General features: G+C 65.4%; 20 protein-coding genes. 13 read left to right on the top strand and 7 right to left on the bottom strand.

Going from position 1 to position 26768, the window contains the following annotated elements:
• Positions 1 to 216: 216 nt before the first annotated feature.
• Both G7B67_RS08330 and G7B67_RS08335 read right to left on the bottom strand, forming a co-directional pair.
• Positions 217 to 942, bottom strand: a complete 726-nt coding sequence (locus G7B67_RS08330; protein ID WP_166210746.1) for a sulfotransferase — start codon at positions 940 to 942, stop codon at positions 217 to 219.
• Entirely contained in the window at positions 939 to 1901 is a 963-nt protein-coding gene (locus tag G7B67_RS08335) for an aminotransferase class IV (protein ID WP_166210749.1), read from the bottom strand. Before G7B67_RS08335 ends, G7B67_RS08330 begins: the two co-directional genes overlap by 4 nt.
• A 145-nt stretch (positions 1902 to 2046) precedes the next feature.
• Between G7B67_RS08335 and G7B67_RS08340 the strand changes: the two genes are divergently transcribed.
• The gene (locus tag G7B67_RS08340) at positions 2047 to 4341 is read left to right on the top strand and encodes a nitric-oxide reductase large subunit (RefSeq protein WP_166210752.1); all 2295 of its coding nucleotides are present in this window, start codon (positions 2047 to 2049) and stop codon (positions 4339 to 4341) included.
• Positions 4342 to 4429: 88 nt separating this feature from the next.
• Positions 4430 to 4621: a hypothetical protein gene (locus G7B67_RS08345; protein WP_166210755.1), complete on the top strand. Its 192-nt coding sequence runs from the start codon at positions 4430 to 4432 to the stop codon at positions 4619 to 4621.
• 60 nt (positions 4622 to 4681) lie between these two features.
• On the opposite strand, the gene G7B67_RS08350 is transcribed toward G7B67_RS08345, so the two are convergent.
• Both G7B67_RS08350 and G7B67_RS08355 read right to left on the bottom strand, forming a co-directional pair.
• Positions 4682 to 6760 (bottom strand): alkaline phosphatase D family protein, encoded by a 2079-nt coding sequence (locus G7B67_RS08350; RefSeq protein WP_166210758.1) that lies wholly within the window; start codon positions 6758 to 6760, stop codon positions 4682 to 4684.
• Positions 6761 to 6979: 219 nt separating this feature from the next.
• Positions 6980 to 7363: a nuclear transport factor 2 family protein gene (locus G7B67_RS08355; protein ID WP_166210761.1), complete on the bottom strand. Its 384-nt coding sequence runs from the start codon at positions 7361 to 7363 to the stop codon at positions 6980 to 6982.
• A 294-nt stretch (positions 7364 to 7657) separates the two neighbouring features.
• Between G7B67_RS08355 and G7B67_RS08360 the strand changes: the two genes are divergently transcribed.
• From G7B67_RS08360 to G7B67_RS08390, 7 genes are all read left to right on the top strand, one after another.
• Positions 7658 to 9412: a type I restriction-modification system subunit M gene (locus G7B67_RS08360; protein ID WP_166210764.1), complete on the top strand. Its 1755-nt coding sequence runs from the start codon at positions 7658 to 7660 to the stop codon at positions 9410 to 9412.
• The gene (locus G7B67_RS08365; RefSeq protein WP_166210767.1) at positions 9409 to 10764 is read left to right on the top strand and encodes a restriction endonuclease subunit S domain-containing protein; all 1356 of its coding nucleotides are present in this window, start codon (positions 9409 to 9411) and stop codon (positions 10762 to 10764) included. Before G7B67_RS08360 ends, G7B67_RS08365 begins: the two co-directional genes overlap by 4 nt.
• Positions 10761 to 11216, top strand: a complete 456-nt coding sequence (locus tag G7B67_RS08370) for a hypothetical protein (RefSeq protein ID WP_166210770.1) — start codon at positions 10761 to 10763, stop codon at positions 11214 to 11216. Before G7B67_RS08365 ends, G7B67_RS08370 begins: the two co-directional genes overlap by 4 nt.
• Positions 11217 to 11246: 30 nt before the next feature.
• A complete protein-coding gene (locus G7B67_RS08375) occupies positions 11247 to 13799 on the top strand; it encodes a DUF4268 domain-containing protein (protein ID WP_166210773.1) in 2553 nt (850 codons plus the stop codon).
• A gap of 78 nt (positions 13800 to 13877) precedes the next feature.
• Positions 13878 to 14495, top strand: coding sequence for a nucleotidyltransferase domain-containing protein (locus tag G7B67_RS08380; RefSeq protein ID WP_243412300.1), 618 nt, complete (start codon positions 13878 to 13880; stop codon positions 14493 to 14495).
• On the top strand, positions 14443 to 14892 hold the full coding sequence (locus G7B67_RS08385) for a DNA-binding protein (RefSeq protein WP_166210779.1): 450 nt from the start codon (positions 14443 to 14445) through the stop codon (positions 14890 to 14892). The genes G7B67_RS08380 and G7B67_RS08385 overlap by 53 nt, the downstream gene beginning before the upstream one ends.
• On the top strand, positions 14889 to 17999 hold the full coding sequence (locus G7B67_RS08390) for a type I restriction endonuclease subunit R (RefSeq protein WP_166210782.1): 3111 nt from the start codon (positions 14889 to 14891) through the stop codon (positions 17997 to 17999). The genes G7B67_RS08385 and G7B67_RS08390 overlap by 4 nt, the downstream gene beginning before the upstream one ends.
• 202 nt (positions 18000 to 18201) lie before the next feature.
• Here the strand turns inward: G7B67_RS08390 and G7B67_RS08395 are convergent, their stop codons facing one another.
• Positions 18202 to 19806: an SDR family NAD(P)-dependent oxidoreductase gene (locus G7B67_RS08395; RefSeq protein ID WP_243412302.1), complete on the bottom strand. Its 1605-nt coding sequence runs from the start codon at positions 19804 to 19806 to the stop codon at positions 18202 to 18204.
• A gap of 289 nt (positions 19807 to 20095) precedes the next feature.
• Between G7B67_RS08395 and G7B67_RS08400 the strand changes: the two genes are divergently transcribed.
• The 4 genes from G7B67_RS08400 (at position 20096) to G7B67_RS08415 (ending at position 24169) form a co-directional block, all read left to right on the top strand.
• Positions 20096 to 21238: a ScyD/ScyE family protein gene (locus G7B67_RS08400; RefSeq protein ID WP_166210787.1), complete on the top strand. Its 1143-nt coding sequence runs from the start codon at positions 20096 to 20098 to the stop codon at positions 21236 to 21238.
• Between the two features lie 294 nt (positions 21239 to 21532).
• Positions 21533 to 22051, top strand: coding sequence for a hemerythrin domain-containing protein (locus G7B67_RS08405; RefSeq protein WP_166210790.1), 519 nt, complete (start codon positions 21533 to 21535; stop codon positions 22049 to 22051).
• A 159-nt stretch (positions 22052 to 22210) separates the two neighbouring features.
• Positions 22211 to 22477 carry a hypothetical protein gene (locus G7B67_RS08410; protein WP_166210793.1) on the top strand — a complete coding sequence of 89 codons (267 nt, stop codon included), beginning with the start codon at positions 22211 to 22213 and terminating at the stop codon, positions 22475 to 22477.
• A gap of 135 nt (positions 22478 to 22612) precedes the next feature.
• The gene (locus G7B67_RS08415; RefSeq protein ID WP_166210802.1) at positions 22613 to 24169 is read left to right on the top strand and encodes a fumarate hydratase; all 1557 of its coding nucleotides are present in this window, start codon (positions 22613 to 22615) and stop codon (positions 24167 to 24169) included.
• A 134-nt stretch (positions 24170 to 24303) separates the two neighbouring features.
• Here G7B67_RS08415 and G7B67_RS08420 read toward each other — a convergent pair whose 3' ends face one another.
• Complete coding sequence (locus G7B67_RS08420; RefSeq protein WP_166210655.1) at positions 24304 to 25416, bottom strand: phospholipase A; 1113 nt, start codon at positions 25414 to 25416, stop codon at positions 24304 to 24306.
• Positions 25417 to 25447: 31 nt separating this feature from the next.
• The coding region (locus G7B67_RS08425; RefSeq protein ID WP_207780893.1) for a mechanosensitive ion channel family protein at positions 25448 to 26768 on the bottom strand (1321 nt) is incomplete at its 5' end.

Consider the following 26768-nt stretch of genomic DNA (forward strand, 5'->3'; position numbering starts at 1 on the left):
GGACCGCGATCGGGTCGCGATCGCCACCGCCCAATGGCTCGTCAGTAATGCGCCGCGTCGGATACACGTGCTTCCCATGCGCTGCCGCGGGCGGGTCGCCGGCCTGGTTCGACCACACCCGACCCACCCGCACCCCGGTCGCCTCGTCGCCACGCAGGACCGGCGTTCGCGGATCCACGGTGCGTCGCGGCTCCCCGTGCGGCCGCAGGCGAGACGCTACACCCGCATCCGCTCCGCGTGCAGTCGCCGGTAGGATCCCTGGCATGCCTCGGCGACCGCCGCCGCGGCATCGGGCAGGGCGACCTCGCGCGCGACCGGCGCCTCGAACCCGGTCGACGCCCACACATGCGCGTACCAATGCGGCGCCCACACCCCGTCGCTGTCGCGCGGCCCGGTCGGCCAATGCAGCATGCGTGGGGTGAAATCGATCCCCAGCCAGCCGCACAACGCGCGCAGGTAGCCTTCCGGGTCACGCAGGAAATCGCCCGCATCGATCACCGGTGGCGCGGTCCCCGTGGCGCACAATTCCTCGTACAGGGCCAGCTGCTGCGGCAGTCCGATGTTGTCGGCCGTCACCGTGGCGCGCGACTTGACGTAGGACGCCACCACCTCGCGCGGAGCGCGGATCAGCAGCACGTTGCGCAGTCGCGCGATCCAGGCGTGGTCCATCCCCGGCAGCAGGTGGTGCGCCATGTGCTTCTGGTACCAGACCGGCGCATCGCCCGGCGCCGGGCCGAGCAGGGTGTCGACCACGCGCCGCCAGTCGGTGTCGCCCCGTGCGATGACGTCCGCGCCCCCGGGATGATCCAGCCCCGTGCGTGCCAGGTAATGCGCGTACAGCGGCTCGTCGCTGACCGCGCAGTCACCGCGGTTCTCCCAGGCCCGCATCATCGCGGTGGAGATGTTGCGCGGCCCCGACCACATCGCCACGCGCAGCGTCATCGCGCCGGCGCCATGGCCTTGCGATGCGCCACGTCGCGCGCGACCAGGCCCTGGTACAGCCCCTGCAGGCGCTCGACCATCGGTCCCCGGGCGTTGCCGGTCCCGGCGACATCCGCATCGCCGATCCGGCGTCCATCGATCGTATGCACCGGCACCACGCCGGCGAAGGTGCCGGTGACGAAGGCCTCGTCGGCGCCATAGACGTCGGTGAGGCTGAAGGATTTCTCGAACACCGGGATCGCGTTTTCGCGGCACAGCGCGATCACGTTGCCGCGGGTGATCCCGCCCAGGCAATACTCGCCGGTCGACGTCCACACCTGTCCCTTGCGCACGATGAAGAAGTGGGTGGAGTTGCAGGTGGCGACGAAGCCATGCGGATCCAGCATCAGCCCCTCGTCGGCGCCGGCGGTGTAGGCCTGGATGCAGGCGGTGATGCAGTTGAGCTTGCTGTGCGAATTGAGCTTGGGGTCCTGTACATCCGGGTAACCGCGGCGCACGTGCACCGTGAACAGCGAGATCCCGCGCTCGGCGCTCGCGGCCGAGGCGGTCTTGTATTCGGGGATGATCACGATGGTGGCTGGCCCGACCACCACCCGCGGATCCTGGTAGGGCGTGCGCTTGACGCCACGGGTGACCATCAGCCGGACATGCACGCCATCGCCCTCCATGCCGTTGGCCTGCAGGGTCTGCTCGATGGCGCGCGTCAGCCCGGCACGGTCCAGCCCGATGTCCAGCATCAGCGCCTTCGCCCCCTCGTACAGCCGGTCCAGGTGCGCCTCCAGGAACAGCGGCTGCCCACCGGCCACGCGCAGGCCTTCCCACACCCCGTCGCCGAGCACGAAGCCGCTGTCGAACACCGACACCACCGCCTGCTCGCGCGGCTTCAGCGCGCCGTTGATCCAGATCCAGATGTCCGCGTTGCGCGGATCCTCCGCCGAATGCTGCGTGCCCTGGACCATGCGTGGCCTCCCGGATGACCGGCCGATGGTAGCGGCAAACCCCGGGACGCCGGCTTCACCCGGCGCATCGGGCGTGGACATGGGCGCCTGGCCATCTGGTTACACTCGACGCCTGCCGCTTGCGGCGCACCGCGGGGCCGCACGCATGCACACCGCCGCCCAACCGCTCACGTCTGACGATCCCGCGCTGTCGCCCTGGTGGCTGCGCACGGTCGTGATCGTGCTGGTGCTCGGGTTCGCCGGGCTGGGCGCGATGACGATGTCGGCCTATCACCTTGCGCCGCCGGTTCCGGCGCGGACGGTCGATGCCCAGGGCGTGCTGGTCTTCAGCGGCGACGATGTCCGCGCCGGGCAGGCGGTGTTCCTGAAGTACGGGCTGATGGACAACGGCAGCATCTGGGGCCACGGCGCGTACCTGGGACCGGATTACGCGGCGGCGACGTTGCATCGGGTCGGCGAGTCCTGCGCCCGCGCCATCGCACGGCAGCAATACCACCGGCCACTGGAGGCGTTGTCGCCAGGCCAGCTGGCCTCGGTGCATGCGCAGACGGCGGTGCAACTGAAGACCAATCGCTTCGAGGCATCCAGCGATACCCTGCGCCTGACCGCGGCCGAAGCGCGTGCGTATCGGGACGAGGTCGCGGTGTGGACGGATTATTTCCTGCACCCGGCGCGCAATGGCGGCCTGCATGCGGCGCTGGTCAGCGACGCGACCGAACTGCGGCAGTTCAGCGCGTTCGTGAGTTGGGCCGCCTGGGCATCGGTGGCCGCCCGCCCGGGGGAAGCATCCTCCTACACCAACAACTTCCCCTATGACCCCAGCGTGGGCAACGTCGCCACGCCCAATGCCCTGCTGTGGAGCGCGCTGAGCCTGCTGGTGCTGCTGGGCGGCATCGCGGCCGTGCTGCTCGCGTTCGGCAAGTTCGACTACCTGGGGTGGATCAGCCACGACCACCACATCCGCCCCAACGTGCGTCCCGGCGAATCCAGCGCGGGGCAGCGCGCGCTGGTGAAGTTCTACGTGGTCGTCGCGCTGCTGTTCCTGATGCAGACGCTGGTGGGCGGCGCGACCGCGCATTACCGCACCGATCCGGCGAGTTTCTACGGCTTCCAGCTCGAGACGATCTTCCCCAGCAACCTGCTGCGCGCATGGCACCTGCAGACGGCGATCTTCTGGATCGCGACCAGCTTCGTCGCCGCCGCGCTGTTCCTTGCCCGCAGCCTGCGGGCGGAGGAGCCGCGCTGGTTCCGCCCCTGGGTGCACGTGCTGTTCGGCGCCTTCGTGCTGGTGATCGCCGGCAGCCTGCTCGGCGTCTGGGCAGGCATCCTGCAATCGCTGGGGACATGGTGGTTCTGGATCGGCGACCAGGGCTGGGAGTACCTCGAACTCGGCCGCGTTTGGCAATACCTCCTGGTCGCAGGATTGTTCGTGTGGTTCGCCATGCTCTGGGCCATGGCGCGCCCGCGCGAAGTGGCGAACGCGGCGGCGCGGCCGCTGTCGGTGATGTTCCTGCTGGCGGCCCTCGCGATCCCGGTGTTCTACATCCCGGCGCTGTTCTATGGCGCGGAAACCAACTACACGGTCGTGGACACCTGGCGCTTCTGGATCATCCACCTGTGGGTCGAAGGTTATTTCGAATTCTTCGCCACCACCGTCGTCGCGCTGACGTTCTACCAGCTGGGGCTCACCCGCCGGAACGTGGCCCTGCGCGTGATCTACCTCGACGCCATCCTGTATTTCCTCGGCGGCGTGATCGGGACCGGCCATCACTGGTACTTCAGCGGCAACGGCAATTTCAGCATGGCGATGTCGGCGATGTTCTCGGTGCTGGAAGTCGTGCCGCTGACGTTGCTGACGCTGGATGCCTGGGATTTCGTGCGCACCACGCGCGGGGATTGCGAGACCTGCGGCAAGGACATCGCGATTCCGCACAAATGGACCTTCTACTTCCTGATGGCGGTGGGCTTCTGGAACTTCGTCGGCGCGGGCATGTTCGGGTTGCTGGTCAACCTGCCGATCGTCAGCTACTACGAAGTCGGCACCGGCGTGACGCCGACCCACGCGCACGCGGCGCTGATGGGCGTGTTCGGCATGCTCGCCATCGCGCTGATGGTGTTCGTGCTGCGCCAGGCCACGAGCGAGGAGCGATGGCCGGCGATCGAGAAGTACATCCGGGTGTCGTTTTTCGGGACCAATGCCGGCCTGGCCATGATGGTGTTCATGAGCCTGTTGCCGGGCGGCATCCTGCAGGTCTGGGATGTCGTGCAGCACGGCTACTGGCATGCGCGCAGCCTGGAGGCGATCGGCAGTTCACGCTCGCTGCTGTTCGAATGGCTGCGGTTGCCGGGCGACGTGGTGTTCATCATCTTCGGTGCGGTGCCGCTGGTGATCGCGGCAGTCAAGGGCTGGCTGGGCGTGCGCGCCTTGCGCACTCCCTGAACTGTGGCGTTCGAGCGTGCTTGTTCGCGACCGGACCGCTAGTCTGGTGACTCGCACTCGCAACGACGCGTGCGCCATGGAGACACGCGTGGAATCCATTGAACGAGAAGTCGACCGGCTGTTCAGCTTGAATGGTCGGCATCCGGTGCTGTTCTGGTCGCGTTGGGATGAACTGGTCGCGCTGCACCAGCTCAACAAGAGACAGGCAGACGCTCTGATGTCCCGGCGCGTGCCGCCGCCCCGGCCGACGAAAACGCTCCGGCCCGTCGACGGGCCCTAGAACGGGTGCGCAGGAGGCTGCCTGGACCCGGAGCGGACATCGCCCGTCAACGCACGTCGGTCACACCGCCAGTCCGGCGTCGCCTTCGAGCACCGACTGCCGCATCCGCGGCGCCTCGCCCGCACGCCAGAGCGACACCTCGTGGCGCACGCGATAGCGCAGCGGTCCGCCGTCGGCGCGAGGGCTGCGCTCGATCGGGCGCGGGATGCAGACGAAGTCTGTCGCCAGCGTGCTGGCGTCCACGCGCACCGTGGAATAGCCGTGTCCGCCCATGTCGACGAAACTCAGGTGCGGCGCCAGTTCCGGATTGCTCGCCGCGTGCGCTTTGTCGAGGTCGCCGCTGCGGGCGTATTCCAACGCCGAGCGCACGCCATGGTGCATCAGCAGGTTGACCGTGGGCTGCGGCGGGCCGCCGCCCGGATTGGCGACGTACAACGGGCGCAGCGGATTGTCCGGTTTGAGATTGTGCTCGTTGGCTTCGGCCATGCCCGGCGACGAGATCGAACCGCCGACGAAGGTGACGCCCACCGGCTCGAACGCTGAAGGCGGCAGTGCCTTCGCGGCGTACCCCGCCCAGAAGCTGTGGCGATCGCCGGAAACGATCGCGAACCCGGTGATGCCGGCATCGCGCACCGTATCGAAGATCTCCGCGCGCTCGTGGTACGTGCCGCCCCAGTCGCCCGTCGCCATGACGGCGAAGCCTTCGCCCGTCCATGTCCCCAATGTCGGTGGGAGATGCTGCGGATCCACGCGCCAGTCGGGCGTGCCCAGTGAGTTGCCCCAGATCTTCCAGGTCGCGGTCGCGGCGCGCAGGCGCGCGAGGAACCACGCCTTCTGCTTCGCGCCCAGCACCGTCTGCGCGGCTTCGCCGGCGCGGTAGTTGGCGACGTGTTTGTCGCCGAACGACAGCGTCGCCGGCGGATGGCCGTTGGCGTAGTCGCGGCCGGCGTCGATCTGCATCGCCAGCTCCTCGGGCACCCAGCCGAGCTTGTCGCCTTCGAACAGCGGGTTGATCTCGTCGCGGTTGCCGGGATCGCGCGAGCGGAAGCTGTGCTGGTCGGTCAGGATCAGGTCGATGTGCCGGCCCCAGCGCAGGGCGCGATACGCGATCAGGCTCTCGATCGCGGCGAGGTTGTTGGGTTCGCGCCCCAGGCCGTCGTCGTCGAACTGCGTGACCGGCGTGTCCACCACGAGCGGCGCGTCGAAGCGGTCCAGCGGCCGGCCCGGCGGCATCACGCGCGCCGGCTGGAACTCGAACCACGCCTGGTTGGCCGCGACCTTCAGCGTCTGCGCCGGGATCTGGCCTTCGCCCGGGAATTCCTGGATCGACTGCCAGCCCTGCCACGAGAACTCGTGGTTGTCCCAGATCGCCACGAACGGCCAACGCGCACGCGCATCCTGCAGGTCGGGATCGAGCAGGTAGGCGTTGTAGAGCGCGCGGTAATCGTCCAGCGACCCCGGCACGGTGAAGCGGTTGTTGGCGACCGCCCGCCCGTGCGCGTAATTGACCGGGAACTTGATCCGGCGGTCGTAGCGATGCCCGTCCTTGACCTGCGCCGGCGTCTGGATGACCTCGTAGACGAAGTCGCCCAGGTGCAGCACGAAGCCCAGCCGCTCGTCGGGCGCCGCCTGCTCGTCCTCGAAGATCATCCTGCGCCAGGCGTTCATCGCGCCCTCTGGCAGGCTCTGGCAACTGACGAAGGCGAAGCGGGTAGGGCGCCCGTCGTCCGGCGCGGGCGCCGTCATCGTGCGGCCGATCCGGCTGCCGTTGCCTTCGTCGTCGACGAAGCGATACCAGTACTCGCCGCCCGCGGGCAGGTCGCCGACCAGTACTCGGCAGGTCCAGTCCGCCTGCGCCAGTACGGGTGCCGACGCCGTCGCGATCACGCGCGTGAACGCCGGATCCGCCGCCACTTCGACCAGCAGCGTTGCGCGCTCGCGGCCATCGGCATACGGGCGCCGAGTCCACAGCAGGACGCTATGGTCGTCCGGATCGCCCGACGCGACGCCCTGCGGAAACAGGTCGCGCCGCTCGCGCCAGCCACTGGAGGAAGGGTGCAGCGTGCTGCAACCCCAGGCCAGCGTCGCGCCCAGCGCGGCGGCGAGCTTGAGGAACTGGCGGCGGTCCAGGTGCGGCATGACGGTCCCCGGTAGCGATGGTCGCAGTGCCGCAACGCTAGGTGCGGACCCGGACAGGGGGACGTGCCGGAAGTACCGCTGCAAGCCAAAGCACAACCGAAGTCATGCCCGCTTTCACCCGCGCAGGCGCGGCCGCTCTTCGGCAGGAGCGGCTTCAGCCGCGAGCCCTCTCCCCGCGACCGCCGCGCATGGAACCAGCTCTACCAGCCGACCACCCCCTCACTGCTTCGGCGCCTCACTCTCCGTATGCGCGACGCACTTCCACGCCCCACCCACCTTCACCCAGGTCGACGAGTCGACCACGTCCTGCTCCATCCGCCTGCCATCCATCTGCATCGCCTGGTGCGCCCGGTAGGTGGCGATGGCCACATCGTCCGCCGGGAACAGCACGTCCATGTCCGACAGCGTGTACTCCAGCAGTCCGTGCTTCGGATCCTTGAGCATCGCCGCGTACTGCGCCGGATCGAAGCGCATCGTCCCGTGGCTGCTCACCATCAGCGCCTGCGGGGCGAGCAGGGCAGTGGCGGCGTCGGCATCGCGGGCGACCAGCGATTTCCAGAAGGCATTCTCGAGCCGTTCGATGTCCTGTCGGGCGCTTGTCATTGGATGCTCCGGTACGTGGAAAGTCACTGGCATGATCCGCGCCGGGGGTTGTGTTGCAGTGAATGAGCCGGCCAGTCCGCCGCATGACTGCATCCTGCGCGGGCGCACCACGCGGCCTCCAGGCCCGCTTGTCCTTGCAGCTTTCCCAATCACGTCGCAAGCCGTACGACGCAAATCCCGGCATCATGGGGATTCGACGCACTCCCAGGGGCTGGGTGCGGGGTTGCCCGCTGGGCGATCCGCCAGGCTTCTCCCGCCCGGAGCCTTGTCTTTGTCTGAATCAAAAGCAGAGTAATGAATCAATCCAGCCTTTCCTCCTTCATCTGGTCCGTTGCCGACCTGCTGCGCGGCGACTACAAGCCACACGAATACGGCAGCGTCATTCTCCCGTTCACCGTGCTCCGCCGGATGGACTGCGTGCTGGCGCCCACCAAGGACAAGGTCCTCGCCGAACTCAAGAAGAAGACCGACGCCGGCATCAATCCCGATCCGTTCCTGCGCCGCAAGGTCGGTGCGGCGAAGTTCTACAACACTTCGCCGATGGACCTGCCCAAATTGCTAGGCGACCAGGACAACATTCGCGGGAACCTGTACTCCTACATCCAGGACTTCTCGCCCGAAGCACGCGACATCTTCGAGCGCTTCGACTTCCACGCCCAGGTCGAGCGCCTGGCCAAGTCCAACCTGCTGTACCTAGTGACCGAGAAGTTCGCCAACATCGACCTGCACCCGGACCGCGTCGACAACGCGCAGATGGGCCACGTGTTCGAGGAGCTGATCCGCAAGTTCGCCGAACTGTCCAACGAGACCGCCGGTGAGCACTTCACCCCGCGCGAAGTCATCCGCCTGATGGTTAACCTGATCTTCATCGAGGACGACGACGTGCTCAGCCCCGGCAATGCCGTGGTGCGCACCATCTACGACCCCACGGCGGGTACCGGCGGCATGCTCTCGGTCGCCGCCGAGCACCTGATGCAGCACAATCCTGCCGCGCGCCTGACTCTATTCGGGCAGGAGCTCAACGACGAGTCCTACGCCATCTGCAAGGCCGACATGCTGATCCGCGGCCAGGACGTGGGCAACATCGTGCCCGGCAACACCCTGAGTGAGGATGGCTTTGCCCGCCGCAGGTTCGACTACATGCTGTCGAACCCGCCGTTCGGCGTGGAGTGGAAGAAGGTCGAGAAGGTCGTGCGCAAGGAGCACGAGGACAAGGGTTTCGACGGCCGCTTCGGCCCCGGCCTGCCGCGCGTGTCCGACGGCTCCATGCTGTTCCTGCTGCACCTGGTGTCGAAGATGTCGCCGCGGGTGGGCGACGAAGGCGGCAGCCGTTTCGGCATCGTGCTCAACGGCTCGCCGCTGTTCACCGGCGGCGCCGGCAGCGGCGAGAGCGAGATCCGCCGCTACCTGCTTGAGAACGACCTGGTGGAAGCCATCATCGGCCTGCCCACCGACATGTTCTACAACACCGGCATCAGCACCTATGTCTGGATCGTCTCCAACAAGAAACCGGCCGCGCGTCGCGGCAAGCTGCAGCTGATCGATGCCAGCGGCTTCTGGCAGAAGATGCGCAAGTCGCTGGGCAGCAAGCGCAAGGAACTGGGCGACGATCACATCGCCACCATCACCCGGTTGTTCGGCGAGTTCGTCGAGGCCGAGCAGGACGGAAAGCCGATCAGTCGCATCTTCCGCAACGAGGATTTCGGCTACACCACCATCACCGTCGAACGCCCGCAGCGCGACGAAGCCGGCAACATCGTCCTCGGCCAGAAGGGGAAACAGAAGGGCAAACCACAGCCAGATTCCAGCCTGCGCGATACCGAGAACGTGTCGCTGGGGCAGGACATCAGCGAGTACTTCAGGCGCGAAGTGCTGCCGCATGCGGCCGATGCGTGGATCGACGAGGACAAGAACAAGGTCGGTTACGAGATTCCGTTCAACCGCCACTTCTACGTGTTCGAGCCACCGCGACGGCTGGAGGAAATCGATGCGGAACTGAAGCAGGTGTCGGTCAGGATCATGAAGATGCTGGAGGAGTTGGCGGAATGAGTTTGCCGAAGTATGGCGAGTACAAGAAAAGTGGGATTCCATGGCTTGGCAATGTGCCGAGTCACTGGGAGGTACGTCGCTTTAAATGGCTTATCGATCGAAACGACGGTGGCGTTTGGGGTGATGAGCCAGATGGCGTTGATGACACCGTTGTACTCCGCTCCACAGAGCAGACAGTTGACGGGTGCTGGCGGATTGATGACCCCGCGATGCGCAAACTTTCAGAGAGGGATCGCCTTTCGGCGCTGCTCGCCGAAGGCGACTTGCTGCTCACAAAGTCCAGCGGAAGTGCGTTGCACATCGGAAAGACCACGCTCGTTGATAGGGGCGTGGCTGAGTTAAACGCCTGCTACTCCAACTTCATGCAACGCATCCGAGTCCGGCACGTGCTCTCTCCAAAGATTGCTTGGTACATCCTCAATAACGGTCTCGCACGGGCACAACTAGATCTGTTGTCCAATTCCACGACTGGGCTGGCAAATCTAAACGGCGCGATTATTGGCGAGGTAGTGGTGCCGACTGCGCCTGCGGAAGAGCAGGCTGCAATAGCCAACTTCCTCGACCACGAAACCGCCAAGATCGATACCCTGATCGCCGAGCAGGAAAAGCTGTTGGCGCTGCTGGCCGAAAAGCGCCAGGCCACCATCTACCTCGCCGTCACCCGCGGCCTCAACCCCAACGCCCCGATGAAAGACTCGGGAATTCCCTGGTTTGGCGAAGTGCCACAGCATTGGGAGATGCGACGTCTTAAGTCGATCTCGCCGTCAATAACGGTCGGAATTGTTGTTAATCCAAGCGATTACATTTCCGAGTTTGGATTGCCATTCATCTATGGCGGAGACATTTCCGAAGGCGTAATATCGACGACTTCTTGTCGCCGCATCCCGCCAGAAGACAGCGCGAGGCAACCAAAGACCCGCTTGTCAGCTGGCGATCTGTTGACTGTTCGTGTAGGCGCACCAGGCGTAACTGCTGTTGTACCGCCGGAGTGTGAAGGCGGTAACTGCGCCTCCGTCGTCCTAATTCGGCGTGGCGACTTTGATTCGCGTTGGCTGTGTTTCGCCATGAATAGCCGAATGGTTCGGTATCAAGTTGAAGTTGTGCAATACGGAGCTGCCCAAGAGCAATTTAATATCGCCCACGCCGCTGAGTTCTGGATTGCCACACCGCCAAAGGATGAGCAACTGGCTCTGGCGCAGTACATTGAAGAAAATCTCGCCAAATTAGGAGATTTGCGCAAGCAGACCGAAGGCGGAATTGGTCTTCTCAAGGAGCGCCGCAGCGCCCTGATCGCCGCCGCCGTCACCGGCAAGATCGACGTGCGTGGACTGGTTGAACAGGTGGCCGCATGAGCGGCAAAAGCGCCGCCATCGTCGGCTTCATCGCCAACCTGCTGCCGCTCTATTCATGCGAGAGCCACGATGGCATCGGGTGCGCGCGTTCCCTGCAGGACGGCACACTGGTCTGGCCGGTGGACGAATCCGACTGGGACGAGGAGCGTGGCACCGTGCGTATGCAGTGGCAGGGCGACCCGCTACGCGAATCCCTCGTCGATGGCGATCAGATCGCCACGTTGGCGCTGGAACGCTATGTCCGCCTGCATGGTGTAGGTGCCAACGAGGAAGCGCTCGCCGCCGAGCTGTGGTTCATGGCGCGGCACTTCCATTTCAAGACAAGCTGCCATGTGTACTTGCCGCAACTGCCGGAACCGCCGCACCCGCTCGTACGTGCCGGACGCGCGGCTCGGCGCATGGGCGAGGGCCTGCTAGTCAATCTCGTATGCAAGCTGTCCGGAGTGGGTTGAGCCCTACAAATCTTTCAGGAGAATCTTGCGATGACCCACACACTTCTGGCCAAGGAACAGCCACTCTCAAAGATTTTCAGCGACGACTACGTGTTTTCCATCCCTGGGTACCAGCGGCCGTATTCCTGGGGCACGGATCAGGCGCAGGAATTGCTGGACGATCTCGTGGCCTACATGCAGTCCGGCGGAAGCAAGCTGGAGGGCGTGGCACCGTATTTCCTTGGAAGCATCGTCCTGATCAAAGGCGATGCTTCACCCGAAGCAACGGTCGTCGACGGGCAGCAACGCCTGACCACCCTGACGCTATTGCTGTCGGCCATCCGGGCCACGGTGAAGGATGCGGGCATGCAAACGGGCATAACCAAGCGCATTTATGAGCATGGTGACGTCGTAACCGCGACGCCGGCGCGCTACCGCTTGTCTTTGCGCGACCGCGACCGCGATTTCTTCCGCGAGTACGTGCAACACGAGGGTGGCATCAACAAGCTCGTTGCCCTGAACGACACGCTGCCTGACGCCCAGCAGCGTCTGCGGCGAAACGCAGCGTTATTTCTTGTCCAATTGCCGAAGTTCGATGAGGCAACGTTGGTGCGGTTGGTACAGTTCATGGCCACGCGCTGCTATCTGGTGACGGTGGCTACTCCGGACCTGGATGCAGCCTATCGCATCTTCGGTGTGCTCAACAGCCGCGGACTGGACCTCAGCGCGACCGACATCCTCAAGGCGGAAATCATCGGTGGCGTAGCCAAGGAAAGCCGCGACACATACACGATGAAGTGGGAAAGCCTTGAGGAAGACTTTGGGCGCGATGCATTCGGCGAATTGTTCAGCCACATCCGCATGGTTTATCGCAAGGCCAAGCCACAGGGGACGCTACTCAAGGAGTTCCGCGAACACGTCGGTGTCGCTGATCCGGTGAACTTCATCGATGAGACACTGGTCCCCATGGCACAGGCGTTCCGGGAGATCACGGATGCCGACTATTCCAGCCAGAAGCACGCCGAGGTGATCAACGGCTATCTGGAATGGCTGAACCGCATCGAGTTCAAGGATTGGCTACCCCCTGCATTAGCGTTCTTCTCGCGCCATCGCAATGATCCGGACGCGATGCTGCGGTTCTTTTGCGACCTGGAGCGGCTGGCCTACTCGATGCTGGTGCGGCGCTCTGGGGTGAATGAGCGCATCGAGCGCTTTTCGTTATTGACCCGTGCCGTGGAGGGTGGCAATGACCTTTACGACGAGGGCTCGCCGCTGCAGTTGTCTCCGGTGGAGCAAAACCATACGTACACGACCCTGTCAGGGCCGCTGTACGACACGCATTCGGCACGTGCCCTTTCGGTGATCCTGCTGCGATTGGACGGATTGGTATCAGGTGGTGGTGCGAAATACGACCACGACGTCATTACCGTCGAGCATGTAATGCCACAGCAGCCGCGCGAGGGCAGCAACTGGCTCGCGTGGTTACCAGACCCGCAGGATCGGTTGAGTTGGGTCCACCGGCTTGGCAACCTTGCGCTGCTCACGCGCAAGAAGAACAGCGCTGCAAATAACTATGATTTCGATCGGAAGAAGATTGCCTACTTTACGAAGGGCGGCGTGTCTCCCTTCGCGTTGACGACACAGGTATTGCAGCACGCGCAGTGGACTGCTGACGTCTTGGAGGAAAGGCAAACTCAACTGATCGAAGCACTGGAGCGCCACTGGCGTCTGGAAGGGCGGAAGAATCCACAATCGATCGCGATGGCGAAAATCGCGGCAGCAGTTGGAGACGCTCCCGAGTTTGAGATGGAGAGCCCCAAGCACGGTTTGAAGGCAACGGCGCGCGAGATCGGCGACCAGTTCGTGGTGCTGGCTAGCTCGAACGCAAAATCGGAATGGATGGGAAATGAGCACGCCTATAAGACACTCCGTGAGGAACTGATCGATAGCGGGATGTTGGCGGCAGATGGTGACCGACTCAAATTCATGCAGGATGTCGCATTCACCAGTCCGAGTGCAGCCTCTGCCGTCATCCTGGGTCGACCTGACAATGGCCGAATCACCTGGTTGCGGAAGGGCACGGGTCAGACCTATGCGGAGTGGGACGAGGGCATGCCACCGGGATCTCCCGATCCGAAGTTGCCCAACGGAGGGGGTGCGCGGCAACAGGTGTTCAAGCGGTTCTGGACGCAGTTCCTGGAGCGCTCCAAGGCAAAAACGCCATTGTTCGCCAATCGGAACCCCACGACCGATCACTGGCTAAGCGCGGGCATCGGGCGAACGGGATACTCGGCAACCGTGGCATTGACGCAGGATGTTGGCCGGGCCGAGATATACATCCGCCTTGCCAACGATGATGGGTCGCGCAGCAAGCAGGCGTTCGACATCCTCCATGGCCAGAAGGCGGAAATCGAGGCCCGCTTTGGCGGCAAGCTGGACTGGCAACGCCTACCGAACCGGGCGGGGACGCGGATCTGCGTCGAGGTCCCCGGTGGCTGGAGGCTTCCAGAGTCCCAGTGGCCCTTGTTCCAGGACCAGTTGATCCAGCTGTCGGTGCGTCTGGTTGAGGCGATGCAAGACCCAATATCGGAGATCGAGGTCTAGTCGCGCGGCCAGCTGGAAACGGGGTACTTGCCCCCGTGTTGCCAAAGAGGCAACATTCGTTGCCATATGAGCAACACTATGACCCTGATGGACCTGTTGTTCGGTCGCGCCCGCCAGCGGGTGTTGGCCGTGTTGCTGCTCGAGCCCTCCGCCGCCTTCCACCTGCGTGAACTGGCCCGGCTGACGGGCACTCATGCCGGAACTCTGACGCGGGAGCTCGACAAGCTCACCGGGGCAGGCTTGGTGCTGCGCAACGAGCAGGGGAACCAGGTGCACTACCAGGCCAATCGGGCTTGCCCGCTGTTCGATGACCTGGCGGCAATCTTCCGCAAGACCCACGGGGCTGCGGCGATGCTGCGCGAGGCGCTGGCGCCGTTGGCGGCGAAGATCCTGGTAGCGCTGGTGTTCGGCTCGACGGCGCGCGGTACGCAATCGGCCGGCAGCGATATCGATCTGCTGGTGGTGGGCGACGCAGGCTTCTCGGAACTGGTAAAAGCGTTGTATCCGGCACAGGCCGAACTTCGCCGCGAGATCAATCCGGTGCTGTACTCGCCTGCGGAGTTTGTGGAGCGCGTGAGGCGGGGAGAAGCTTTCGTGCGCGAGATCACGGGCAAGTCCGTGGTATTCCTGATGGGGGATAAGGATGACCTTGCAGAACTTGCTGGCGATCCAGCGCCTGCAGCAGCACGACACTGATCGCGCGTCGGTCCTCAAGCTGCTGGGTTCGGCGCGCCGCAACCTGGCCGACGCGCACGTGGATGCCATCGGCAACGACAATCGCTTCGATGCGGCCTACAAATGCATCATGCAGTGCGCGATGCTCGGCCTGTGGGCCAACGGTTACCGCACCGCGACCAGCCAGCCAGGGCACCACCAGACCGCGATCCAGTGCCTGACCCTGACCATGGGCGTGGCGAAGGAAACCGTGATCGTGCTGGACGGGCTGCGCAAACAACGCAACATCAATGATTACATCGGGGATCCGATCCCGGATGCGGCGCTGGCATCCTGCATCGAGGAAGCCGGGGCGTTGCTTGCACATGCCGGAAACTGGCTGCAAGAGCGCCATCCCGAACTTGTGGGTGACGCATGAACCTGCACCAGGAGCGCCATTTCGAGTATGAGATCTGCCAGCACTTGGCAGCACATGGCTGGTCGTACGTCGAAGGCGATGCCGCGCATTACGATCGCGCCAACGCGCTGTTCCTGCCGGACTTGCTGGCATGGATCGAGGCGACCCAGCCGGCCAGCTGGCAGGCGCTGTCGAAGACGCATGGCGCGCAACTGGACCAGCGCCTGGCCGAACGCATCCGCAAGAACCTCGATGAGCGCGGCACGCTGGACGTGCTGCGCCGTGGCGTGGAGATGTTGGGCCTAAAGGAGTCGCTGTCGCTGGTGCAGTTCCAGCCGGCGCTGGCGATGAACCCGGTGATCGCGCAGCACTACGCAGCCAACCGGCTGCGGGTGGTACGGCAGGTGAAGCATTCGCCGAACAACCCGCACGACTGCGTGGACCTGGTGCTGTTCGTCAACGGCATCGCGGTGGCGACGGCGGAGCTGAAATCGGACTTCACCCAGTCCGTGGGCGATGCGGTGGATCAGTACCGCTTCGATCGCAATCCGCATCCGAAGGGCGGGCTGGCGGAGCCGCTGCTGGGCTTTCCCGGTGGTGCGCTGGTGCACTTCGCCGTCAGTCAGGCAGAAGTGATGATGACCACGCGACTGCAGGGGCCGGCGACGCACTTCCTGCCATTCAATCGCGGCAACCAGGGCGCGGCGGGCAATGCGCCCAACCCGGATGGGTTTGCCACTTCCTATCTGTGGGAAGACGTGTGGGAGCGGGAAAGCTGGCTCGAAATCCTCGGCCGCTACCTGATCGGCAAGCGCGACGACAAGAAGAAGCTCACCGGCGTGATCTTCCCGCGCTACCACCAACTCGATGCCACGCGAAAACTCGTCGCCGACGTGCGCGCGCAGGGAGCAGGGCAGCGCTACCTGATCCAGCATTCGGCCGGCTCGGGCAAGACCAACTCCATTGCCTGGACTGCGCATTTCTTCGCTGACTTGCACGATGACGCTCACGACAAGGCGTTCGACAGCGTGCTTGTGGTGTCCGATCGCAACGTGCTGGACGCGCAGCTGCAGGAAGCGATCTTCGACTTCGAGCGCACTACCGGCGTGGTGGCCACCATCACTGGCGAGTCCGGCAGCAAGAGTGCGCAGCTGGGTCAGGCGCTCAAGAACGGCAAGAAGATCATCGTCTGCACCATCCAGACCTTCCCGTTTGCATTGCAGGCGGTGCAGGAACTGGCGGCCACCGAGGGCAAGCGTTTTGCCGTGATCGCCGACGAGGCGCACAGCTCGCAGACCGGCGAGGCCGCGGCCAAGATCAAGCAGGTGCTGAGCGCGCAGGAGTTGTCCGATCTGCAGGATGGCGGTGGCATCGACACGGAAGCGGTGCTGGCCGCGAACATGGAAGGGCGCACCGGTGGCAAGGGGCTGACCTACGTCGCCTTTACCGCCACGCCCAAGAGCAAGACGCTGGAATTGTTCGGACGGCCGGGGCCGGATGGATTGCCGCAGCCGTTCCATGTGTACTCGATGCGGCAGGCGATCGAAGAGGGCTTCATCCTCGATGTGCTGAAGAACTACACGCCCTACGATCTGGCGTTCCGGCTGGCGCACGATGGCCAGGAAATCGACCACAAGCAGGTCGAACGCTCCGCAGCGATGAAGGGAATCATGCAGTGGGTACGCCTGCACCCCTACAACATCGCATCCAAGGTGCAGATCGTGGTGGAGCATTACCGCGAGAACGTGCAGCCGCTGCTGGATGGCAAGGCCAAGGCGATGGTGGTGGTCGGCTCGCGCAAGGAGGCGGTGCGCTGGCAGAAGGCAATCCGCGGTTACATCGAGCGCCAGGGTTATCCGTTGGGCGTGCTGGTGGCGTTCTCCGGCGAGATCAACGATCCGGAAAGCTTTCCGGAACCGGTCACCGAGACCAGCAAGCTGCTCAATCCCGGGCTGAAGGGCCAGGATATCCGCGAAGCCTTTGCCAAGCCCGAGTACCACCTGCTGCTGGTGGCCAACAAGTTCCAGACTGGCTTCGACCAGCCGCTGCTTTGCGGCATGTACGTGGACAAGATGCTGGGCGGCATCCAGGCGGTGCAGACGCTCTCACGCCTCAATCGCGCGCACCCAGGCAAGGACACGACGTACATCCTCGACTTCGTCAACGACGCAGCGGAAATCCTCAAGGCATTCAAGACTTACTACGAAACCGCGCAACTGGAGGCCACGACCGATCCGCACCTGGTCTATGACCTACGCGCCAAGCTGGATGCCAGCGGGAACTACGACACCTTCGAAGTCGAGCGCGTTGCCAAGGTGGAGACCGATCCCGCCGGCACACAGGCGCAACTGAGCGCTGCAATCGCTCCGGTCGCAGATCGTCTGCTTAAACGCTACAAGGCTGCGCAGCAGACGAAGACAGCGGCCCAAGCTGAAGATGACGACAAGGCAGAGCAGGCTGCCAAAGACACGCTGGAAGCGCTGGTGCTTTTCAAGAACGACATGGGCGCGTATGTGCGTATCTACGCATTCTTGTCGCAGATGTTCGACTACGGCAACACCGACATCGAAAAGCGCTTTATTTTCTACAAGCGCCTGATCCCGTTGTTGGAGTTTGGCCGCGAGCGCGATGAAGTGGACCTGTCCAAGGTGGTGCTGACACACCACACCCTGCGCAGCGGCGGCAAGCAGCCGCTCAATCTCGGGGCCGACGGCAGCTACAAACTGTCGCCGCTGGAGGCTGTAGGCAGCGGGCATCTGCAGGAAAAGCAGCAGGCCTATCTCGCGGAGATCATCGAGAAGGTCAACGGCCTGTTCGAAGGACAGCTTACTGACGACGACCAACTGGTCTACGTCAACGGTGTACTCAAGGGAAAGCTGCTGGAGAACCAAACGCTGGTGCAGCAAGCTGCTAGCAACAGCAAAGAACAGTTCGCCAATTCCCCCGACCTGAAGGATGCGTTGCTGCACGCCATCATGGACGCGCTTGACGCGCATAACACCATGAGCAGCCAAGCGCTTGGGTCCGAGCGGGTGCGCGATGGGTTGCGGGATATTTTGCTTGGGCCAGCGCAGTTGTATGAAGCATTGCGCGATAAAGGCGTCGCTACGACGGCCACCGCCAGTTAGGCACGATGTTTTCCTGGCGAAGTTCTGAAGGAGCTCGCGGTCAAGGCCGCTCCTACGGAGAGCAACCGTATCGGCTTGCGGGCATTGTGGGGAGTTGGCTTCGCGCCTTACGCTCCAACGTGGCAAGAGCTCGCGGCTGACGCCGCTCCCACAGTGCGAGCGGGGTGCGTATCGATTGGCTGAGCTGGTCTCAGCCAACCGCTCACCAATCCGTCGGCCGATAATCCTTCAAGAACTGCCCCCAAACATGCTCCCCCGTGTTGAACCCATGAATGATCGGGTCAACGATCCGGGCCGCTCCATCGACGATGTCCAGCGGCGGGTGGAAGCGTTCCTCGATGACCTTGCGGGCGGCGATCTCGGCGGGGTCTTCGTCGGTCACCCAGCCGGTGTCGACGCTGTTCATGTGGATGCCGTCGCCGTGGTAATCGGCGGCGGCGGTGCGCGTCATCATGTTGAGCGCGGCCTTGGCCATATTGGTGTGCGGGTGCTTGGTGGTCTTGAAGTTGCGGTAGAACTGGCCTTCGACCGCGGAGACGTTGACGATGTGCTTGTCGCGCGTCGGCGTTTCGCCATCGGGCGTGCGCAGCATCAGCGGCTTCAGGCGCGCGTTGATGATGAAGGGCGCGACGGCGTTCACCAGTTGGGTTTCCAGCAGTTCCACCGACGGCACTTCGTCCATCTGCAGGCGCCATGAGTTGCGGCCGCGCAGGTCGATCTGTTGCAGGTCCTGGTCCAGGCGGCCTTCGGGGAAGAGATGCGCCTGCCCCAGGAGTTCCTCGGCCAGCAGCGGCACCTGCGAGAGCTCGGCGGCGCGGGTGAGGCCGGCGGCGCCGACGATTTCATGCGCATGGGCCTGCAGTGCGCTGGCCTCGGCGTGTGGCAGCAGGTCGGGGCTGCGCAGGCCTTCGTAATTGCCCAGCAGCTTGCGCACGTCCTCGGGCATGGTGCGCAGCGCGGCGGTCTCGCCTTCCATCATGTGCGCGTAGAACGCCGGCGGGCGGCGCACGGTCTGGCAGGCGTTGTTGATGATGAAGTCCAGGCGCGGGCGGGTGGCCACGAGCTGCGCGCAGAAGGCTTCGACGCTGGGTGTGTGGCGTAGGTCCAGGCCGAAGACTTCCAGCCGGTCGCCCCATTGGTCGAAGTCGGGTTCGGCGGCGTAGCGCGCCGCGGAGTCGCGCGGGAAGCGCGTGGTGACGATGAGCCCGGCGCCGGCGCGCAGCAGCTTCAGGCCGGCCTGGTAGCCGATCTTGACGCGCCCGCCGGTCAGCAGCGCGACGCGCCCGGTGAGGTCCGCGGTTTCGGTGCGCTTGAAGAAGTTGAGCTCGGCGCAGGCCGGGCACAGCTGGTCGTAGAAGTGATGCACGCGCGTGTACTTCTGCTTGCAGACGTAGCAGTGCAGCAGCTCCGGCGACTCGTTGTGCGAAACCGGATCGGACGCGCGGTTGCTGGGGTCGTGCAGGCCGGGCGCGTGCGGCGGAAAGACATTGGGCGTGGTGAACACCGGCTTGCGGCGCAGGGTGCGGATGCCGGTCTGGTCGAGCAGGGACTCGGTGCGGCGCGCCTTGTCCAGCGCCTGCTCGCGCGCCTGCAGTTTGGCCTGGCGACGGCGGGCGCGCGGTTCCGGGTGGTGGACCAGGGCGACGGCCTGCAGCAGGCGTGCGCGTGATTCCGCAGGCAGGGCGTCGAGCAGGCTGCGGTCGTCGACGATGGCTTCCAGCGTGGCCAGGGTGACCCGCAGCGTGTCGGTCGTGGTGCGGGTGTCGCCGTCCGGTCCAGCGTCGGCGGAGGCGTCGGTTGCAGCGATGCTCAAGGCAGGTTCCTGAATCCGTGGCCGGACATTATCCCCGCGCGGCGCGGCAGCCGCTTGATTGACGGCGCGGTCGGGTTGGCGAAGCGATGTCGCAGGCCGTCTCGCATTCATCCCGGGCCTCTGTCCGCATGCCGACTCCACCGGCGTTGACAGGGCACGGACACGACATGCGCACGCACGGTGCGCCGAACCCATCCGGTAAACCGGCCTGGAGAGCGCCGGCTTCTGGTGCGTGGCGAAAGCGGTAGCGCCCCCATCTGCCGCCCTTCCTGGAGACACCCCCATGACTTCACGATTCCCCCTCGGCGCGCTCGCGCTTGGACTGGCGGTGGCTTTGCTTCCGCTGCACGCGGCCGCGCGTCAGTCGACGCCTGCCGCGCAGGACATCGCGGCACTCGTCGAGCCGCAACTCGCGTCGCCGGTCACCGTCGCGGTGTATGCCACCGGCCTGAACAATCCACGCGGCCTGAAGTTCGGGCCCGACGGCAACCTCTATGTCGCCGAAGGCGGCACCGGCGGCACGCATTCGACCGTGGGCAAGTGCCCGCAGGTGATCCCACCGATCGGGCCTTATACCGGCAGCACCACCGGCGGGCGGATTTCGAGGATCGACAGCCACGGCGTGCGGACCACGGTCACCAACCGGTTGCCTTCCAGCCAGACCAGCGCCGCCAGCGGTTCGCTGATCAGCGGCGTGGCCGACGTGGCATTCATCGGCCACACGTTGTATGCACTGATCGGCGGTGCGGGTTGCTCGCATGGCGTCGTGGGCCGCGACAACGCGGTGGTGCGCATCGGCGCCGGCGGCACGCCGACGCTGGTGGCCAACCTCAGCAAGTTCGTCAAGGCCCATCCGGTGCTGAATCCGGAAGCCGACGATTTCGAACCCGATGGCACCTTCTACTCGATGGTCGCCGCCGGCGGTTACCTGTTCGTCGTCGAGCCCAACCATGGCGAGCTGGACCGGGTCTCCACCAGTGGCGCGGTGCATCGCATTGCGGACATCTCGGCGACGCAGGGTCATATCGTGCCGACCGCGATGGCGGCGTTCTATGGCAATTTCTTCGTCGGCAACCTCAATACGTTCCCGATCGTGGAGGGCTCCTCGAAGATCCTGAAGATCACGCCCACCGGCCACGTCTCCACGGTGGTCAATGGACTGACGACCGTGCTCGGCGTGCAGTTCGACAGCCACGGCCGGATGTACGTGCTGCAGAACACCACCGGCAATGCCGAACCGACGCCCGGCACCGGCAACATCGTCCGCATCGGCAGCGACGGTTCGCTGCAGACGATCGTCTCGGGCCTGACGCTGCCGACGGCGATGACGTTCGGGCCGCACGGCGACCTGTTCGTGTCCAACGTCGGGTTCGGGCCGCCGCCGGTCGGGTTGGGGCAGGTGTTGCGGATCCATATCGGTAGCTGAGGCCGATCGCGCAGGGCGGCGGAGGCCGCCTTGCGGGAGGCGCGCGCGGGCGGGGAACCACCGGGCGGCGGACATGCCGCCCGGTGTGCCGATCGCGGCGTCGGCGGATGCGGCGCGCATTCATGCCGATCGCACCGGCGGGTTGACTCGGGCCGATCGAAATGAACAGGCGGTCCACCGTCGTGGCGACGCGCGTTGCGTGCGTGACGTGCCTGCAAATTCGCGCCGGCATCATGGGGGCGACGGCAACACTACCGTCCTCTGACGATCCGTCAGCCCGCGGAGATGCGCACCATGGCCCGAGACATCCTGAAGACGTTGCAGACCGAACACGACACGCTGCGCAAGCTGTTTTCGCAGATCAACGACACCACCGACCGGGCGCTCAAGACGCGCGGCGCGTTGCTGGAGGAGATCGAAGCCAACCTGATGCCGCATGCGAAATGGGAAGAGCAGGTGTTCTATCCGGCGTTCGCCGAGCGCGCCGATCGCGACGGCCTCAAGACCCACGCCGAAGCCCTGTCCGAACACCATGCGGTGGAAAATTCGGTCATCCCGGAAGTCAATGCGGCCGATCTGGATACGCCGGTCTTCGCGGGGCGGGTCAAGGTCTTCGGTGAAATGATCGACCACCACGCCACCGAGGAAGAAAAGACGATGTTCAAGATGGCGCGTGAGCTGTTCACCGCCGAGGAGCGCGCGGACCTGGACGAGCAGTACGAGTCCTGGAAACAGTCCGGTGAAGCAGCCACGCTGATCGCCGGTGAAAAGGCGAAGCTGCGCGGCCAGGGCACGTCGAAGTCGCTGCAGTAACCACGCGCCCGGCGCAGGCGGAGCCGCGCCCTGCCTCACCTCACCAGCCCGCGCCCCGGGCGCCCGCTGCGCGGGGGCGGTTGGGGCGCGGCATGCCTTCACGCAGGGCGCGACGCACGGGCGTCAGGCTGGGGGCTTCCCCGGACCAGGATGCGCGCGATGAGCGATGAAACCGCAAAGACGCCGCTCGACCACGTCAACGACACTGTGACGCAGCTCAAGGAGATGCGGCACTACGCGAAGAACAACGTCGAGCTGCTGACCAGCCAGTGGCTGAAGTTCGATGGCGAGCTGAAGAAGCTCGGCGAGTCGGCGACCATCGAGGACCTGATGACCAAGCAGGGCGAGTTCTACGACGCGCTGGAAGCGGCGATCGCGGAGCTGGAGGAGCTGGCCGGGACGTTGCAGCCGCCGCCCGCGGAGTAAGGGCACCCCCGGACCGGACCCTCGCCGGCCCGGGACGGCTCCCCGGCCTGCCGGTGTCAGCCCGGCCCTCCGCAGCGAAGTCCGCGCTCGGCGTAAAATGGCGGTTTCGCCGTCGATTCCCGCCCCGTGACCACGATCCGCCCGCTCGATCCGCCCGCCGCCGCCAGCCGCCGCGCCGTCGCCATCCGCCAGGAAGACCTGATCCAGTCGGTCGCCGACGCGCTGCAGTACATCTCGTACTACCACCCGGTGGATTACATCCGCAGCCTGACCGCGGCCTACGAACGCGAGCAGTCGCCGGCGGCGAAGGATGCGATCGCGCAGATCCTGATCAACTCGCGCATGTGCGCCGAGGGCCATCGGCCGATCTGCCAGGACACCGGCATCGTCACCGTGTTCCTCGCCATCGGCATGGACGTGCGCTGGGATGACGCGACGATGGGGGTGGAAGACATGGTCCACGAAGGCGTGCGCCGCGCCTACAACCATCCGGACAACAAACTGCGCGCCAGCGTGCTCGCCGATCCGGCGGGCAAGCGCAGCAACACGCGCGACAACACGCCGGGCGTCGTCAACGTCAAGGTCGTCCCCGGCAACACCGTGGACGTGATCGTCGCGGCCAAGGGCGGCGGCTCGGAGGCGAAGTCGAAGTTCGCGATGCTCAATCCCTCCGACTCGATCGTCGACTGGGTGTTGAAGACGGTGCCGACGATGGGCGCCGGCTGGTGTCCACCGGGCATGCTCGGCATCGGCATCGGCGGCACCGCCGAGAAGGCGATGCTGCTGGCCAAGGAAGCGCTGATGGAGCCGATCGACATCACCGAGCTGCAGCTGCGCGGGCCGATGAACCGTGCCGAGGAGCTGCGGCTGGAGTTGTACGACAAGGTCAACGCGCTCGGCATCGGCGCGCAGGGCCTGGGCGGCCTGACCACGGTGCTGGACGTCAAGGTCAGGGATTACCCGACGCATGCGGCCAACCTGCCGGTGGCGTTGATCCCCAATTGCGCGGCGACGCGCCATGCGCATTTCACGCTCGATGGCAGCGGGCCGGTGATGCTGGAGCCGCCATCGCTCGCCGACTGGCCGCAGCTGACGTACAGCCCGCAGAACGCGCGTCGCGTCGACCTCGATACGGTCACCGCGGACGACGTCGCCAGCTGGAAGCCCGGTGAAGTGCTGCTGCTCAACGGCAAGCTGCTGACCGGGCGCGACGCCGCGCACAAGCGCATGGTCGGCATGCTCGACCAGGGCGAAGCGCTACCGGTGGATCTGCGCGGGCGCTTCATCTACTACGTCGGTCCCGTCGATCCGGTGCGCGACGAAGTTGTCGGCCCCGCCGGGCCAACCACGGCGACGCGCATGGACAAGTTCACGGGGCAGATCCTGGAGCAGACCGGCCTGTTGGGCATGGTCGGCAAGGCCGAGCGCGGCCCGGTCGCGATCGAAGCGATCCGCAAGCACAAGTCCGCTTACCTGATGGCGGTCGGCGGCGCGGCATATCTGGTGTCCAAGGCGATCAAGGCCGCGCGTGTGGTGGCCTTCCAGGACCTCGGGATGGAGGCGATCTACGAATTCACCGTGCAGGACATGCCGGTGACGGTCGCGGTGGATTCCAACGGTGAATCGGTGCACCAGACCGGCCCGCGCGAATGGCAGGCGCGGATCGGGAAGATTCCGGTGGTCGTCGCGTAGGGCGGGCCCAGGCCCGCCATCGGAGTCCTGGATGTCACCGATGGCGCCGCCGGAATTCTTGATGTCGCCAATGGCGGCCAAACCCGTCGACGGAATTCTTGATGTCGCCATGGCGGGCCTGGGCCCGCCCTACGTCAATACCATTCGAGCAGCGAGATCCCGATCCCAACGTACGTGGCGCGGTGGTCGTAGTCGATCAGGCTTTCGCCGTAGCCGTCGAACACCTGCAGGTGGCCGCGCAGCGTGCGGTTGATCGGGAATCCCCAGTCGAACTGCAGCGCGCCATGCGAGTGCTCCCCGCCGCGCAGCGAATGCCGCGCCATCAGCGCGAATTCGTTGCCGCCCACCTGGTGCACGAGCGTCACATCGCCACGGCCGATGTAATCCTCGATGCCTGGATTTTCGTCCGCATGGCCGTCGGAGATGCGCCACCACGGCCGCGCCACCAGCGCCCAGCCCTCGCGATCCAGCCCGACGTTGACCATCACCCGGTTCCAGCTGCGCGACAGCGGGTCCGCGCGGCCGTTGGACTGGTGGTTGACGCCGACCCCGAACATCCGTCCGTGCCAGCCACCGATGCTGTAGTTGTTGCGGAACACGAGCAGCACTTCGGGCTCGTAATTGGTTTCGCGAAAGGGGCGCGATTCGCCACCGTTGAAGACCTGCCAGTGCGAGACCTGGGTGTAGCCCATCCACAGGTCGCCGTTGTCGCCGAACAGGTTCTCGAACGCCTTGGTCTTGAAGCTGATCTGGAATTCGGTTTCCACCGAATCCAGCGACTGCGTCGCGGGCGGAACTTCGGGATTGGATGAGGCCGGATGCTCGTTCGGCGCGCTGCTCCACAGCGCCGGCAGCAGGTACACCGGTTTGTAGGCGCGGAAGTTGAAGGTTCCCAGCTTGGAGCCCTTCGCCAGCTCCCAGCGGCTGTCGAGCAACGAACCCTTGCCGGCATTGGCTTCGGCATCGGCCCCGTGGGCATCAACGGCATGGCGCGCATCATTGCGATACAGGTCGCTGGTCGCGTGGCGCGCGTGCTCGGCCTGGTCGGCTTCCCGGTCGGCCCGTTGCACATCGCTGCGCACGCGTCCGAATGCGGCGTCGTAACAGGCCAGCCGCCCGGCGTCGGTCTCGATCGAGGCGCAGGCGGCCGCGTCGCTGGGTGCCGGCGCCTGCGCCTGCGCGAAGGCCGGGTTGGCAGCCGCGACGGACAGTGCGAGCAGGACCCGTCGGATCGTTGGTGTGGTCACGGCATGGATCCCTGCGTTGTGTGCCCTGCGCTCAGGTGCGCGAAGCACTGTCGCCGTCGTTGGGCTTGGCGCTGGTTTCCAGCAGGTTGCGCTCCTCGGTGGCCCGCTGCGCGGCGGCCAGCTGGGCGTCGATGTCGCGATTGACCGACGTGTCGCCGCAGCCACCTTCGCTGTCGATGTCGCCATCGATGCGGCGGCCGGCCTGGATGCGTTCGGGTGCGGTCGAGATCGGAGGGGACGCGGGTTCGGGCGCGCGGTAACGCACGGTTTCGGGTCCGTGCACGTCGTTGTGCCCGAATGCGCCCTTGATCGCGCGCAGGGCTTCGCTGCGGACCTTGGTCAGGTCGCTGCAGCGCTGGTCGATCCAGCCGTAGAAGCGCAGGTCGATGCCCTTGGCGTTGTAGCCATCGGCCGACCAGCTCGGCGCCGGCTCGGCAAGCACGCCATCGACTTTCCCCAGCGCCTGCAGCCCGAGTTCCTGCGCGCGGCGGATCGACTGGCTCGGATCGATCGGCAGCAGCACGTCGAAGCGGCGCTTGGGATTGACGCTGTAGTTGAGCACCACCGACTTGAACACCAGCGCGTTGGGCAGCGACAGGTGGTTGCCATCCAGGGTCATGAGCAGCGTCGTGCGCGAAGTCAGCGCCACGACCTTGCCTTCGAACCGGTCCACCAGCAGCCGGTCGCCCGGTGCGAATGGCCGCCGCAGGCTGAGCAGCACGCCGGAGATGTAGTTTTCGGCGATGTCCTTGAACGCGAAACCGAAGGCCAGGCCGATCACGCCGGCCGAACCGAGCACGGCGCCGACCAGCGAGGTGTTACCCAGCAGGTTCAATGCCAGCAGCACGCCCAGCAGCACCACCACCGTCTGCAGGATGCGCCGCACCAGGCCATCCATGTAGGGATTGCCGCTGCGCTCACGCAGCCAGCGCGCCGGACGCCGCGACACCACTCGCCCGACCCACCATGCCAGCACCACGATCAGGATGGCCACGGCCAGCAGCGGCACCGCGGCGACGATGCGCACCAGCTTGTCCTTGACCTGGTCCAGGGCGCTGTCCAGGCGTGTGTGCAGGTTGGCATCGAGCTGCACGACGTTCACCACGTCGGTCACGCCACGCACGCTTTTGGCCAGCGTCGCGGCGCGCGTGCGGTCGGCTTCCTCCGGCACCTTGCCGCCGAGGGTGACGATGCCGGCCTGCACCTGCACCGTGACCGCGGACAGGCCCGGTTGCCGCATCAGCAGCGCCGCCACCGCGGTCGCGACGTCGCTGTCCTGGCGGGTGCCGGCGCGCACTTCGGCGGCCACGCGCGCGGCGTTCGGCGTGGCGGCGGCATCCGCGCCGGGCTGC

The sequence above is a fragment of the Cognatiluteimonas telluris genome (assembly GCF_011320095.1).
GTDB classification, from domain to species: Bacteria; Pseudomonadota; Gammaproteobacteria; order Xanthomonadales; family Xanthomonadaceae; genus Cognatiluteimonas; species Cognatiluteimonas telluris.

Bases quoted from the DNA above. Each gene is read 5' to 3' on its own strand.
- G7B67_RS08370 (WP_166210770.1), top strand. From the start codon at position 10,761: ATGAGCGGCAAAAGCGCCGCCATCGTCGGCTTCATCGCCAACCTGCTG.
- G7B67_RS08380 (WP_243412300.1), top strand. From the start codon at position 13,878: ATGACCCTGATGGACCTGTTGTTCGGTCGCGCCCGCCAGCGGGTGTTG.
- G7B67_RS08405 (WP_166210790.1), top strand. From the start codon at position 21,533: ATGGCCCGAGACATCCTGAAGACGTTGCAGACCGAACACGACACGCTG.
- G7B67_RS08365 (WP_166210767.1), top strand. From the start codon at position 9,409: ATGAGTTTGCCGAAGTATGGCGAGTACAAGAAAAGTGGGATTCCATGG.
- G7B67_RS08340 (WP_166210752.1), top strand. From the start codon at position 2,047: ATGCACACCGCCGCCCAACCGCTCACGTCTGACGATCCCGCGCTGTCG.
- G7B67_RS08350 (WP_166210758.1), bottom strand. From the start codon at position 6,760: ATGCCGCACCTGGACCGCCGCCAGTTCCTCAAGCTCGCCGCCGCGCTG.
- G7B67_RS08360 (WP_166210764.1), top strand. From the start codon at position 7,658: ATGAATCAATCCAGCCTTTCCTCCTTCATCTGGTCCGTTGCCGACCTG.
- G7B67_RS08385 (WP_166210779.1), top strand. From the start codon at position 14,443: ATGACCTTGCAGAACTTGCTGGCGATCCAGCGCCTGCAGCAGCACGAC.
- G7B67_RS08375 (WP_166210773.1), top strand. From the start codon at position 11,247: ATGACCCACACACTTCTGGCCAAGGAACAGCCACTCTCAAAGATTTTC.
- G7B67_RS08390 (WP_166210782.1), top strand. From the start codon at position 14,889: ATGAACCTGCACCAGGAGCGCCATTTCGAGTATGAGATCTGCCAGCAC.
- G7B67_RS08330 (WP_166210746.1), bottom strand. From the start codon at position 942: ATGACGCTGCGCGTGGCGATGTGGTCGGGGCCGCGCAACATCTCCACC.
- G7B67_RS08355 (WP_166210761.1), bottom strand. From the start codon at position 7,363: ATGACAAGCGCCCGACAGGACATCGAACGGCTCGAGAATGCCTTCTGG.
- G7B67_RS08410 (WP_166210793.1), top strand. From the start codon at position 22,211: ATGAGCGATGAAACCGCAAAGACGCCGCTCGACCACGTCAACGACACT.
- G7B67_RS08400 (WP_166210787.1), top strand. From the start codon at position 20,096: ATGACTTCACGATTCCCCCTCGGCGCGCTCGCGCTTGGACTGGCGGTG.
- G7B67_RS08335 (WP_166210749.1), bottom strand. From the start codon at position 1,901: ATGGTCCAGGGCACGCAGCATTCGGCGGAGGATCCGCGCAACGCGGAC.